The organism is Sphingomonas sp. 7/4-4 (assembly GCF_027941955.1).
Classification (GTDB): Bacteria; Pseudomonadota; Alphaproteobacteria; order Sphingomonadales; family Sphingomonadaceae; genus Sphingomonas.
In genome coordinates, this window is the sequence record NZ_CP115960.1 from 3,985,196 (window position 1) to 3,997,955 (window position 12,760).

10 protein-coding genes and 2 pseudogenes are annotated in these 12,760 nt (G+C 65.7%); 2 read left to right on the plus strand and 10 right to left on the minus strand.

Annotated elements, in window-relative coordinates; genetic code table 11:
* Positions 1-31 precede the first annotated feature (31 nt).
* From PIB19_RS20420 to PIB19_RS20455, 8 genes and pseudogenes are all read right to left on the minus strand, one after another.
* Positions 32-1,141, minus strand: a pseudogene (locus PIB19_RS20420) (phage tail sheath subtilisin-like domain-containing protein); the annotation flags it as partial.
* Positions 1,142-1,171: 30 nt separating this feature from the next.
* On the minus strand, positions 1,172-1,309 hold the full coding sequence (locus tag PIB19_RS20425; RefSeq protein WP_271238813.1) for a hypothetical protein: 138 nt from the start codon (positions 1,307-1,309) through the stop codon (positions 1,172-1,174).
* Between the two features lie 20 nt (positions 1,310-1,329).
* The gene (locus PIB19_RS20430) at positions 1,330-2,010 is read right to left on the minus strand and encodes a hypothetical protein (RefSeq protein WP_271238814.1); all 681 of its coding nucleotides are present in this window, start codon (positions 2,008-2,010) and stop codon (positions 1,330-1,332) included.
* 148 nt (positions 2,011-2,158) lie between these two features.
* Positions 2,159-2,893 (minus strand): hypothetical protein, encoded by a 735-nt coding sequence (locus PIB19_RS20435; RefSeq protein ID WP_271238815.1) that lies wholly within the window; start codon positions 2,891-2,893, stop codon positions 2,159-2,161.
* Entirely contained in the window at positions 2,890-3,465 is a 576-nt protein-coding gene (locus PIB19_RS20440) for a Pvc16 family protein (protein WP_271238816.1), read from the minus strand. Before PIB19_RS20440 ends, PIB19_RS20435 begins: the two co-directional genes overlap by 4 nt.
* Positions 3,465-4,250 carry an ATP-binding protein gene (locus tag PIB19_RS20445; protein ID WP_336297349.1) on the minus strand — a complete coding sequence of 262 codons (786 nt, stop codon included), beginning with the start codon at positions 4,248-4,250 and terminating at the stop codon, positions 3,465-3,467. The genes PIB19_RS20440 and PIB19_RS20445 overlap by 1 nt, the downstream gene beginning before the upstream one ends.
* Before the next feature lie 31 nt (positions 4,251-4,281).
* Positions 4,282-5,304, minus strand: coding sequence for a hypothetical protein (locus PIB19_RS20450; protein WP_271238817.1), 1,023 nt, complete (start codon positions 5,302-5,304; stop codon positions 4,282-4,284).
* Positions 5,301-6,077 (minus strand): hypothetical protein, encoded by a 777-nt coding sequence (locus PIB19_RS20455; protein ID WP_271238818.1) that lies wholly within the window; start codon positions 6,075-6,077, stop codon positions 5,301-5,303. The genes PIB19_RS20450 and PIB19_RS20455 overlap by 4 nt, the downstream gene beginning before the upstream one ends.
* A 235-nt stretch (positions 6,078-6,312) precedes the next feature.
* Here PIB19_RS20455 and PIB19_RS20460 point away from each other — a divergent pair.
* Positions 6,313-7,967: pseudogene (locus tag PIB19_RS20460) on the plus strand (MFS transporter).
* Positions 7,968-8,035: 68 nt separating this feature from the next.
* Here the strand turns inward: PIB19_RS20460 and PIB19_RS20465 are convergent.
* Positions 8,036-8,917 (minus strand): LysR substrate-binding domain-containing protein, encoded by an 882-nt coding sequence (locus PIB19_RS20465; RefSeq protein ID WP_271238819.1) that lies wholly within the window; start codon positions 8,915-8,917, stop codon positions 8,036-8,038.
* A gap of 111 nt (positions 8,918-9,028) precedes the next feature.
* Between PIB19_RS20465 and PIB19_RS20470 the strand changes: the two genes are divergently transcribed.
* Positions 9,029-9,478 (plus strand): DUF3237 domain-containing protein, encoded by a 450-nt coding sequence (locus tag PIB19_RS20470; RefSeq protein WP_271238820.1) that lies wholly within the window; start codon positions 9,029-9,031, stop codon positions 9,476-9,478.
* A gap of 91 nt (positions 9,479-9,569) precedes the next feature.
* On the opposite strand, the gene PIB19_RS20475 is transcribed toward PIB19_RS20470, so the two are convergent.
* Positions 9,570-12,494, minus strand: a complete 2,925-nt coding sequence (locus PIB19_RS20475) for a TonB-dependent receptor (RefSeq protein ID WP_271238821.1) — start codon at positions 12,492-12,494, stop codon at positions 9,570-9,572.
* Positions 12,495-12,760: the final 266 nt, after the last annotated feature.

A 12,760-nucleotide genomic window follows, 5' to 3' on the forward strand; every position in this document is an offset into this window, starting at 1 on the left:
AGCGGCGGATGGCGTTGACCCCGTTGGGGTTGAGCACTTGCTGCATCTGGTCGTTGACCAGATATTCGAGGTCGAAGACGCCGCTCAGCGTGTCGTTGGCCGGCGCCTTCCACACCCCGCGATCGACATCGGTGCGGGCGTAGAGGCCGAGGACATGGCCGCCGGGCGGCACGGTCTTCTTCTGCCCGCTGCGCAGGTCCGCGACGCCGATCCAGGGGTAATAGAAAGCCGCGTAGCTGGTGTCCCAATTGTCGCGCGGGGTGATCAACGAGACGTCGGCGCTGCTCTTGGGTGCGTCGATCACCGCGAAGCGGAACTGGTTCCGCTCGCAATGGCTATAGACTTCCTGAGCAACGTCGTCGGCGGCCGCGGGCGCGTAGACGAGCGCCACGTCGCGGAACGCGTCGAGCTCGAGTGCGGACAGGCCGGTGCGCAGATTGCTGTCGGTATTCCCGCCCTTATACTCGACCAGTCCCGGGTCGGCGCTGGCGTCGGTGCCGCCCGCCAGCGCGGTGAAGGCGCCCGTCGGCTGCGAAGTCAGCGGTATCGCGGCGCTCACCTTGACCAGCGCGCTCGCGGTTTCCAGCCGCTTGACGAAATAGTCGGGCGAATTGGGGTCGTCCCACACCAGATCGTCGAAATCCTCACGGATCGTCGGCGCCGGAAAGCGTGGCTGGGTCGGGTCGAAGGGATCGGGATAGGTGCCGCCGGGCGACGGCGTCTGCCAATAGGCGACCTGCAGACGGAAACCGATCGGGGCCCCTGCGCGCGTCGTGCTGCTGTCGACCACCTTGGCGAAGATACGGTTGCCCGAATCGCCGGGCCCGGCGGCGGAGATCGTCAGCCCGCCCATGTCGATCGTCGCAACGGCGGCGCCCGGGCCGACGATGCGGCAGACATAGAGGCGCTGCCCGCCATTGTCGAAGAAGCCCGATGCCGCGTCGGGCAGGAATTTCCCGTCGGCGAAGCTGGTGCCGAAATAGCGGCGGAAATCGTTGAAATTGGTCACCAGCCGCGGCCAGGTCTGGCCGCGCTCGGTTTCGCCGAGGAAAGCAGCGGTGCTGGTCGAGACGCCTTCGATCGGCCGCGGGCCGCGCTCGATCTCTTCGATGAACACGCCGGGTGCGAGGTATTCAGCCATGTCGTCCTCCGTTCGGATTTGCGCGCGTCGTCACGATGCGGTCGGGGTGAGCAATGCCTTGGCGCTCTTGATCCAGATGTCGTCCTTGAGCGTGCTCCAGCGCTGTTTGAGCGTGGCGGCGTCGTCGGGATCGATCTTGAAGTCGGCCTCGGCGGCGGCGCGCGCCACGGCAGCGTCCTTCCATTTGGTCAGGACGTCGGCCCGCTTGGGGGCAGGTCGACCGGCGGGATCACATAGACGCCGCCGGCGTTGCGTGCCGTCACCGGATCGAGCCAGGCGGCGAGATCGGCGAAGCCGGCCTGGGCGACTGCGTTCTTGACCTTGCCCAGCGCAGTCTTGGCGTCGTCCGTCAGCGTTCCGTCGGAAACCTGAAGATGCTTCGGCGCGACTTCGAACCAGAAGCTGAGGATCGCCGAATCGGGTGCGTTTCCGCCGTTGATCTCGAGATCGAGCTTGTTGATCTGATCGGCATAGCCCGCGACGATCTTGGTGATCGTATCGGCCGGCGCCGACCAATCGGCGAAGCGTGCGCCCCAGGCCTTGGCGTCATCCTGCGCGGCAGCGCGGGCGCGTTCACGAGAGCCGAGCGTGGCGTCGAGGTCGGTCCTGGTCTTCGCCCGCGTGACGAGAAGCTGGTGCAGCGGGCCGGTGGCGACCTTCTTCACCCACTCGTCGAGCGCATCGACCATGAAGCCGGCGGTCTCGTTGAAATTGGCGTTGGCGGCATCGAGCTTGCGGCGCAGATCGCCGCCGGGCGCCACGGCCTTGGCATATTTGTCGGCGATCGCGTCGCGCGCAGCCTGGCGGTCGACAGCATAGAGATCGGCTGCGGCCGCTTCGATCGGCTTCATCGCATCGGCGAGCGCCAATTGCGTCGCGATGACGCGCTGCGGATCATTGCCCCAATCGCCTGGCGGTGCCGGGGGCGGAGCCGGTGGTGCGGGGGCGAGGGTACTGCGGCCGGAGCGGTATCGTCGTCAGTCTCGGGGGGCATGTCGAGTCTCCTTGGATTCCTGGTCATGGTGCGGGCAATGCGGGCGGCGCAGCCGCCAAAGCGGCCCAGACAAAGGGTGCAGGTGCCTGAAAGAGGCGAGCACGGCGGAGCGGCAGCAGCAGGCTGTGGCGCGTGGTCGCGCCGACGGTGAAGGCGATCCAGCCGATTACCGCACCGTCGGGCGCGGGCGCCTTTTGCGGCATCGACGCATCGCCGGCGAGATCGCCGACAACGGCGACGAACCCGCCTCGCGTGTCGCTGATCGCCTGATAATTGCTGTCGAGTGCGGCGGCATCGTTGCGCGACTGCAGCCAGATTCTCACTTTTGCGCCGGCGACGGGCTGGCGCGAGGCGGCCGCGTCGATCAGCATTCCGGCGGCTGCCAGCCGTCCGGGTGGCGCCTGGTAGAGGCCCGTCGGCACCAGCGTGTCGCGATAAACGGGCGGCGGCACATCTTTCAGGCGGACCGGCAATGTCAGCGTTCGGCTATAAGGCGCGAACTGACCGTGACGGGCGATCGCCTCGATCGCCAGCTGACGGTCAGGCGGCGGCGCCGGATCGGCCGGATCGAGCGGTGGCTGCGGATCGGTCCACACGATCTGCCCGGCGCGCGTGACCGAGGGCGCCGCGAAACCTGGCCCGCTGACTCGCATGTCTGCTCCTGCCAGCCGGCCGGTGATCGGGTCGACCAATTCGAGCGCGACCATCACGCGACGCTTGACGATGTCCGGCGACAGGAGGGCCAGCGACGCGGTCATGCCTCCTCCAACATCCGCCCGGCTTTCGAACTGCTCTCGCTGACCGGCGTCGCGTCGTCCTCCACCGCGCGCGGATCGATCCAGACCGGGCTGGCGCGGAAAGCGATCGACGACCGGCAATTCTCGTTGGGGAACAATCCCCAGATCCGGGCCATCTCATCGGAGGACAAAGTCAGCAGCGACAGCCAGATGGCCTCCTGGAATGCGGCCGGCACGGCGAGCGGCGAGGCGCCCTCGATCGCGCGGACCGCGTCGACCAGCCGGCTCAGTCCGGCCGCGCCCGCGGGCGCGCCGGCGCCGACGGTCAGCAGAAAATGTAGCTCGAGCGCGACTGCCGGCTCGATCACCCGCGGCGGGTCATTGGGGCCGGGCCAGGGTCGGATGCGCTCGGCGTTGCGCAGCTCGGGCGCGGGGGTCACGAGGTAGAGGAAAAGCACGACATCGGCATTGGCCGCGCCCTCGTTGGGCGAGGCGAAACTGATGACATAGGAATTGGGCGGCACGCCCTCCTGGTTGCCCAGCGACTCCTTGAGCATGTCGATGATCGCGGCGGTGACGGTATCGATCGCCATTACGCCGCCTTTGCCCTGGCGGCGGTAGCGATCGCGTCGAGCCGGGGAAGGTCGGTATAGAGGCCGAGCCTGACGAGCTGGCTGCGCACGCCCGACAGGACATGGTCGAAGCGGATCAGCCCGCCTTCCTCGGCGGCGAGCATCGCGGCATGGACCGCCATCTGGCGGATCGTTCCGCCGGTCAGGTCGAACGCGAAGGCGATGGCGCGCAAGTCGAGCGTCTCGGCGCGCAAGTCGGCCGGGAACGATTGTTCCCAGATCGTCAGCCGGTCAGACGCGGTGGGCCGTGGGAACTCGATCCGGAAGCGCAACCGACGCGTGAAGGCGGGGTCCAGATTGTCGGCATGATTGGTGGTCAGCAGCGCCAGGCCGGTGAACCGCTGGATCCGCTGCAGCAGGTGCGCGACTTCGATATTGGCGTAGCGATCACGCGCGTCGCTGACCGCGCTGCGCTTGCCGAACAGTGCGTCGGCCTCGTCGAACAGCAATACCGCCCCGGCGCGCTGCGCGTCGTCGAATATCAGGTCGAGATTCTTCTCGGTCTCGCCGATATATTTGCTCACTACCTGGGCGAGGTCGATCGCGTAGAGGTCCGCCCCCAATTCGGCGGCGATCGCGTGCGCGGCAGTGGTCTTGCCGGTGCCGCTGTCGCCCGAGAACAGAGCGGCGATGCCCTGGCCGTCGGTCAGTGCGGCATAGCCCCAATCCTCGAGCACGACGCGGCTGTGGCGGACATGGCTGATCAGCTCGGCCAGTTGATCGCGCTGTGCCGCGGGCAGCACCACTATGTCGAGCGGGCTCTCGTCATCGCCGGTATCAGTCGCGGGCGGCTCGATGCGCCGCGCCAGCGTCGGCAGCCGCGCCCCGGCGATGCGGCGGAAACCGCCCAGCCAGTCGGCGTCGTCGGGTTGGTTGGGCCGACCGTTGGCGGCGGCCCGGGCGAGTGCCACGGCTACTGCCTGCGGCACGGCGTCGAGCGGGACCGGGAAGCCGTCGGTCAGCCGATCGGTCAGTGCGTCGCTGCCGCCGCCCAGATCGGCAAGCGCGGCGACGATCGTGTCGCGGCGGTCTCTCCGGGTCGGCGGGGAGGTCGGCGACGACGATATGCGGCTGCGGCGCAGTGGCTAGGCGACGCTCGGGATTGTCCGCGATGACATAAGGCGGTTGATCGAACAGGTCCCAGGACGCAGTCAGCACCTGCCACAACGCGTCGCCTTCGGGGCCATCACCGTCAAGGTCGGCAACCACGCGCCGCCCGGACAGGAAAGCGGCGTCGGCGATGTCTGTGAGTGCGCCGGCCAGCACCTCGGCATTGGTCTCTCCCGCCGCCGGACCGATGATCATCGCGGGTTCGCTGATCTCGGCCGCTTCGACCCGTATCCAGTCGGGCGCCGAGCCGGCGAGCATGATCGCCGACACGCGGTCGCCGTCGCGCCCGACCAAGGCGTGGCGCACCGAAGCCCGGACCCGCCGCAGGCGATCTGCCGACAGCAAGCGGGCGGCTTCGGCCTTCGCCGGCCGACGCAATCGCCGCGCTTCGGGGCCGCTGAGCGCATCGGCGTCGCCGGTGAGCAGCCAGTCGATCATCGTCGCGGCCAGCCGCAGCGGCGCCTCGGCGGAGTCGACCAGCGGTCCGGCTGCCCTGGTCAGTCCGAGCCGGCGCAGATGCGGGTTGGTCGCGAGCTCGCCACGCACCTTGGCCGGCGACACGCCCTTGGTTCCCGCCGCGATGATCGCGCAGGCCAGGCCGACCGAGGCGTAGCGCCGCGCGAAATCGTCGTGCAATGCGCCGAACAGGCGGTGGAAGCGGATGTCGAGATCGCCCGCCGCCGCGATCAACGCGATCTTGAGCGCGAGCGGATCGCGTTCGATGCGCTCGTAGAGAGAGGCGAGGGGATGTGTGCGTGCTCGTTATCCTCCAGTAGGGCGATCAGGCGGCGAAAGACGCGTTCGGGCCGATCGTCGACCGATTCGACCAGCCGCACCATATTGGCCAGCCAGCTCTCGAGCGCGCCCCAGCTGAGCGCGAAGCCGGCGCTCTCATCCTTGCGGCTGCTCGACCAGATGCCGACCAATACCCGCGTCGCCGCTTCGACCCATTCGAGCGCGAGATCGATCGCGTCGACCGACTTCGAATCGAGCTGGATGACCGTCACCACCGGCAGGTTGCGGGGCGGTCCGGCGGAAGCGCCTGTATCGCCTGCGTCATTCGCCGGCAGCCGCGCGGTGAAACGCAGCAGCTTGCCCTTTTCCCGGCGAAAGCCGCGGCCGGGGCGCGAAAGCGTGCGAAGGACGCTGTTGAGTTCGTCGAAATTGGGATCGCGCAGCGACAGATTGGCGGTGCCGGTCTCGATCGCCAGCGCGACGAGGTGAATATCGGGGAGCACCGCGCGGATCTCGCCGACGATGGCGGGGATGCGCGCCTCGCGGCTGATGATCAGGATGACGCTGAGTGTCGTGCCGCGGCGCCGGGCTTCCTCGATTCCGGCCGCAAGGTCCAGCGGCGCCGGAGTCGCGATGACGATCCCGGGATCGTTCGCGAGACTCTGGAGTATGCCGTCGATCGGATCGTCGGCGCCGTCCTTGATGACCAGAACATGAGTGACATCCAACGCGATGATCCTTTCGCCCATCGCAGGATAGGCGCGGCATCATCGGCGCGGCATCGACCGCACGGGGCCAATAACGATCCCGACCGAACGATCCGGTCGGCGATCGATCGATGGATCCATGTCGGGCGAGATCGATCTACCTGAACGATCGATCCGGCGCCGGGTGAGCGGGGGCGTGACGGGTTGGCACGATCGACGGGGTCGAGCATTGAGGAACCCATGACCGCCGACGCGACTGCAGTTCCCGCGACGATCTCGATCCCCGTTCGCGGTCCCGGTGTTCCGCGCTGTCTGGTTCGCCAGCGTCGCATCCAATTTCGGCGGATTGATTCAGTCGGTTGGCGCGTCCTGGCTGATGATTTCCTCGCCAGTTCGCCCCAGCTGATCGCGCTGGTTCAGGCTTCGACGACACTACCCATCATGCTGCTGTCGCTTTGGGCCGGCGCCATTGCCGACAATCTCGATCGCCGCCGGGTGATGCTCGCGGCCCAGGTCTTCATGCTTCTCGTCTCGGCTGCCCTTGCGGTGTGTGCCTGGACCGGGATCCTCAGCCCATGGCTGCTCCTTGCATTCACTTTCCTCATCGGCTGCGGCACCGCGATCAATGGCCCGGCCTGGCAGGCATCGGTCGGCGACATAGTTCCCCGCAGCGTGCTGCCGCAGGCGATCGCGTTCAATTCGATGGGCTTCAATATCGCCCGAAGCGTGGGGCCCGCGCTGGGCGGCCTGATCGTTGCCGCAGCCGGCGCGGCGGCTGCCTTTCTGATCAATGCGTTGAGCTATGTCGGGTTGATCGTTGTGCTCGCTCGCTGGCGCCCGGGCCTGCCGCCCAGATTGCTGCCGCGCGAACGGCTGGGCGTCGCGATGGCGGCCGGCATCCGTTACGTCGCGATGTCGCCCAATCTGCGGATCGTCCTGCTGCGCGCGGCGCTGTTCGGCCTCGCCGCAAGTGCGGTCCCGGCGCTCATGCCGCTGGTCGCGCGCGATATCATCAAGGGTGGACCGCTTACCTATGGCATGCTGCTCGGCGCCTTTGGCATCGGCGCGGTCGGTGCCGCCGTGATGAGCAGCCGGCTGCGACGGGCGCTGCCGGTCGAGGGCCTCGTTCGCCTTGGTGCGATCGCGCTTGCCGTGGGGGCGGCCGTCTCCGGCGTGAGCTCGAACCTGTTGCTGACGATCCCCGCGCTGGCCGCTGCGGGAGCCGGTTGGGTGCTTGCGCTATCCACGTTCAACGTCACGGTGCAGATGGCCGCGCCGCGCTGGGTCGTCGCGAGGGCTTTGGCCCTGTACCAGATGGCCGCGTTCGGCGGCATGGCCGCGGGGAGCTGGTTGTTCGGCACGGTCGCGGAGGGGCAGGGCGTGGGAACCGCCTTGCTTTGCGCCGCCGCCATACAATTGTCAGGTGCGCTGCTCGGGATTTGGCTGCCGATCCCCCAGATCGAGGCAATCAACCTGGATCCGCAAGGCACGTGGACCGAGCCGGATACAATAGTGCCAATCGAGCTGCGCAGCGGCCCGATCGTCGTCACGATCACCTATCATATCGCGCAAAAGGATATTGTCCGGTTCCTTCGAACCATGGCCGAGCGAAGGCGAATTCGCCGACGCGATGGCGCGCGCGACTGGACCCTCCTGCGAGATCTGGCCGACCCCGAGGCCTGGATCGAACGCTATCACGTCGCCACCTGGCTGGATTATGTCCGCCACAACCAGCGCCGCACGGAAGCGGATCGTGCCAATAGCGAAGCGATCGCCGCGCTGCACAAAGGGCCGGAGCCGCCGCAAGTGCACCGCATGATCGAGCGCCAGACCGGGTCGCTGCCCGCAACCCGCGCGCTCGATCCTCGCGAAATGGCCGACCCGATGACTGATCCTTCGCGCTCGAGCTAATGACGCCGGGCGGCGCAGGCATCTTGCGATCAACCTCGCGCGACAGGGTGATCTTGCTCGCGTTTTCGCTATGCGAGAACAGGCGATCGACGCCCCGTCAGGACGGCATGTTCCAGCCATTGCCTGAAACGGAGTACGGCCGGCCGCGCCTCACCGGGACGCAGGAGCAGCCAGTGGTAATCGGGGCCTTCCAGGACGTGCGGAAACGGCTGAACCAGCTTTCGCTCGTGCAGCGCGGAGGCAAATAGCATCGGCGAAAGCAACGCGACTGCAGCACCCTCGATCGCGGCAGTCGCATCGAGTTCGTGCGTGGGATAGTCGTCGGCGTAGAAGCGCAATTCGACTGTCTCGCCACATTCACGGAACCAGCGCCGCCATTGGTCGTGCGGCAACAACGGCAAGGCCGCAAGGTCGCGCGGAGACGTGAGATCAATGCTCGCCGCGAGCGCAGGGCTCAACATCGGCGTCGATTCGACGGGCATCAGGCGAACGGCTTCGAAGCCCGGCCAGTTTCGGGGACCTGTTCGGATCGCGATGTCGAAATCGTCTCCCGGCCGCAGCCCGGTCGACGCGTCGAGTTGGATCGGAGCTGAATCGGGAAGCGCGTGATAAGAAGCGAGGCGCGGTGCCAGCCAGCGAGTGGCGAATGTCGGCACGGCGGTGATGCGCAGTTTCGTTTGCGTGCTTTGGCACGCGTCGACTGCGGAACGGATGAGATCGAGAGCCTCGGTCAGCCGCGCTGCCAGGTCCAGGCCCGCCTGCGTCGGCGCGACCCTTGGCCCGAACCGATCGAAAAGCCTCGTTCCCAGGTCCGCTTCCAAATCGCGAATGCGAAGGCTCACTGCCGTCGGAGTGACCCCAAGCTCATTCGCCGCACGCGCAAAATTCGAGTGCCGGACACATGCTTCGAGGAACCGGAGAGACTCAAGGGAAGGCGGCCGGTTTCGCATTCAGGACAATAAGCACAGATTCATATGACAGGGAAAAATGCGCACTGTCGAAACGCCACGCCCTGAGACATTCAAGCGATCCATACGAACATCGTATCGCGGAGGTGCCGAATGCGCGCGTTGGAGTCCCGTCATCTTTTCAGCCTGGATATCGATCTGCATCCGATGATCGAACTGGGCACCACCCCTGTCGGCGGACGGCGCATCTTCCCTGTTTCAGGGGGAACATTCGCGGGCGAGCGCCTCAGCGGCGAAATCTCTCCTTATGCAGGATCGGACGTGCTGCTCGTCCGCTCCGACGGATCGCGGGAGCAGGACGTCCGCCTGTTGCTCCTGACTGACGACGGTTCGCAGATCCTGATGACCTATCGTGGCCGGGCCCACACTCGGCCCCAGGTCCCCGCACACGGCGAAACCGCGCAAGACCTTTATCTCAGGACGGTTCCTTTCTTCGAGACGGCGTCGCCAGATTATGCGTGGCTCAATTCGATCGTATCCGTGAGCGTAGGCGAGCGTCGCTCCGACAACTCGGTTCACTACGAAGTCTTCGAGATATTGTGATGCGCAACATACGCCCAATTGCGGTCGTTCAGTCGTTGCGGGGAGCGACGGGCTTGGCTTTGCTAAGCCCGTCGCTTGGATCCCATACGCTTCAGAACCGGAACTGCGCGCCGAGATAGAATTGCGCGCCGGTGTGGCTGTAGACGAACGTGCTGTCGCGATCCGAGTCGATATATTGGCGATAGGGCCGGTCGAACAGGTTCAGCCCCTCGAAGCTCAGCTTGATCTTGTCGGTGAGCTGATACGACACCGAGAGATCAAAGATGAGCGACTTGTCGACGCCCTCGAGGTCCTGGAGCGGATTGTTCGCCGGCAATGCGATGATGTACGGTCCGCGATACGAGCCCGAGATACGCGCGCTCAGCTTGCTGTCCTCGTAATAAAGCGTGCCGTTGAAGGCATCGCGCGACAGCCCGAGCAGATCGCGATCGGTGGTGTTGCTCGCGCTCGCTGCGAGGAAATAGGTGATCGTCGATTTCACGTGCGTGTAGTTCGCCAGCACGCCCAGATTGCGGAGGAAGCCGGGCAGGAAGGTGAAGGCGTGCTGGTAGTTGATCTCATAGCCTTCGAGCGGCCCACCCGGCGTGTTGCGCGCCTGGTTCACCGTGAACACCGAGACGTTGGGATCGAGGCCGCTATTGGCCAGCAGGCTCAGCGGCAGTCCGGTCTGGGCGAAGGTCATCTGCAGCGCCTGGTTCTGGATATAGGACTGGATGTCCTTGCGGAAATACGCCGCCGACAGCAGCGAATTGGGCGCGAAATACCATTCGATCGCGGCATCATAGGTGGTGGCGCGGATCGGTTCGAGCAGCGGATTGCCGCTGTTGACGCTGGGCGTGCCGCTGATCACGACATTGGCGCCGGGGCTCAGGAAGCCGAGTTCGGGCCGCGTGATCACCTTTGCCACGGCACCGCGGATCAACAGCTTCGAGGTCAGATCGGCGACCACGTTGAGCGACGGCAACCAATCCTCATAGCTGTTCTGCACCGTCACGAATTGCCCCAGCGACGTCGAATAGCCGGTCGAATCGAGCGAGGTGCGGGCATAGCGCATGCCGACATTGCCACGGATCGGCGCGCCTGCGGCGGACAAGTCGAAATCCACCTGGCCAAAGGCTGAGACGACGTCTTCGCGCACCTTGCGGGTGCCGCCGAGATTCTGGATGAGCGCGAAGTCGCCGGTGTAATTATCCAGCCCGTAGCGCTTGGCGAAATCCTGATAGTTGATCGCGACCCATGAGCTCGGGAACACGCCTTCGCGCATGCCCTCGCCGAAGCCCTCGACCAGATGCGTCATGCCGGCGAGGTCGGACGGACTCACCGTCGGCACGAGGAAGTTGTTGGCGCGCTGATAGGGCAGGATGCTGAAGTCGAACCGGTCGAAATGCACGCCGCCCTTCAGCGTGAACCCCTCCGTCGCCTTCCACTTGAAGCTGCCCTCGACCATCTTGTTGACGTTGTCGATGAACGACGGCGCGGTGCGGATCTCGGCACTGCCGGGCGCCAGTGTGAACTGGTTCGGATCGGTGACGTCGAAGCCGAAGCCGATCGTCGGCTGATTGCGGTCCTCGCGGAAATCGATCGTCTGGCGCGTGTTGTTGCGGCCGAACAGGAACGTGGTCTGCTCGGTCTGGTCGTAATTGGTGCTCGCCTTGCCCGCGAGCAGGTTCAGCCGCAGCCGATCGGTTACGTCGAACTTGCCGTAGAGCGAATATTGCGTGAAGCGGCTGCGGAAGCGATCGTATTGGGTGTCCGAACGCACGTCGACGCCGTCGAACACGCCATAATCGATGTCGTAGACGGTCTGGCCGAAATTCGCGCCCTGGGTGTGGCTGACGCCCGCCTCGCGCAGGATAGCCTCGCGGATCGCGGTCTGCGGCTTGCCGAAGTTCGGCGAAGCGATCGCGCGGGCAAAGGAGAAGCCCTCGAGCCAGTTCTCCTCGCGGAATACCTTGTAATCCGAATAGAGCAGGTCGCCGCCGATCTCGATGCCGGGCGCCGGCTCCCACTGCACCGATCCGGTAACGCCGAGGCGCTTCTGGTCATGATGGAAGCGCCCGTAGCGCGGAAGCCGCGGAAGGAAGACGGTCGAACGATTGACCAGCCCATAATTGGTATCGTTCGCCGCGGGGCGCGGCACGCCCGTCGCGCAATCGCTCGCCGTCGTTCCCTGGGCGGGGTTGAGCGCGGGTGAAACCGGCGCCACGCCGACAGGAGAGCAGAAGCCGCCGTCCACGGTGGCGGGGTTCCAGCCGCCCGAGCCGAACTGGTCCTCATAATAATTGCGGCGGCTATAGGCTGCGGAAGCGAGCACGCCGATCCGGCCGATCCCGGTCTCCCAGGTGTTCGCGATCAGGCTGCTGAACTTCGGATCTATGTTCTTGGCGAGCGTGTTGTATCCGGCCTGCGCGCCGAGGGCCAAGGTGAAGCCCTTGTAATCGAATGGCCGGGCGACGTTCAGATCCACCGTCGCGCCCAGCGAGCCTTCGATCGTCTCGGCATCCGCGGTCTTGCGGACGACCAGATTGTTGAACAGCTCGGAAGCGAAGACGTTGAAGTCGAACCCGCGCCCGGTGTTGGTGCCGCGATCGGAGGTGGTCGCGCCGGAAATGGCCTGCGCCTCCATCCCGTTGATGCGCACGCGCGTGAAGCTGCCCGAGAGGCCGCGAACCGTGATCGCCCTGCCTTCACCCCCGACGCGGTTGATCGAGACGCCGGGTATGCGCTGGAGCGATTCGGCCAGATTATTGTCGGGGAAGTCGGCAATGTCCTCCGCCTTGATGACGTCGATTGCCGAAGTTTCCGCGCGCTTGGCGTTGAGCGCGCTGCCGAGGCTGGCGCGGAAACCGGTGACTACGATCTCGTTTTCCTGCGTCTCGGGTTCTGCCGCCGGGGCCTCCGTGGCGGGCGTATCCGATTGCGCGCTTTGCGCGGCCGCCGAGTTCGTCGCGAGCAACAATGCCAACGGGGAAACGCCGCAGATCAGTGCGGCATAGGCAATCCTGGCTTCAGACATTCTCATCTCTCCCCTTTTGCCGCGTAAGCCATGGTGCGGCCTCGCGTTTCACTTTTCGTAGGTACGTTCCACTATATGACAAATTGCAAATGTCTGATCAATCCGATTTCGGCGAGGAGGGTGAGAATTGCGATCTGTTGCCACCTGCTCGTATGGAGAGGAGCAGGCGTGCATCGGCAAAGGATCGAGCTTGCTGACAAGTCGGCGATGATCGTCCAGGCCACGACGCAAATCGGTGCGGGATTTGTCGTCACCGAGTTGCGCGC

Excerpts from the sequence above, each read along its gene's own strand:
- PIB19_RS20440 (WP_271238816.1), bottom strand. The coding sequence starts at position 3,465 with ATGGCGATCGATACCGTCACCGCCGCGATCATCGACATGCTCAAGGAG.
- PIB19_RS20470 (WP_271238820.1), top strand. The coding sequence starts at position 9,029 with ATGCGCGCGTTGGAGTCCCGTCATCTTTTCAGCCTGGATATCGATCTG.
- PIB19_RS20435 (WP_271238815.1), bottom strand. The coding sequence starts at position 2,893 with ATGACCGCGTCGCTGGCCCTCCTGTCGCCGGACATCGTCAAGCGTCGC.
- PIB19_RS20475 (WP_271238821.1), bottom strand. The coding sequence starts at position 12,494 with ATGTCTGAAGCCAGGATTGCCTATGCCGCACTGATCTGCGGCGTTTCC.
- PIB19_RS20465 (WP_271238819.1), bottom strand. The coding sequence starts at position 8,917 with ATGCGAAACCGGCCGCCTTCCCTTGAGTCTCTCCGGTTCCTCGAAGCA.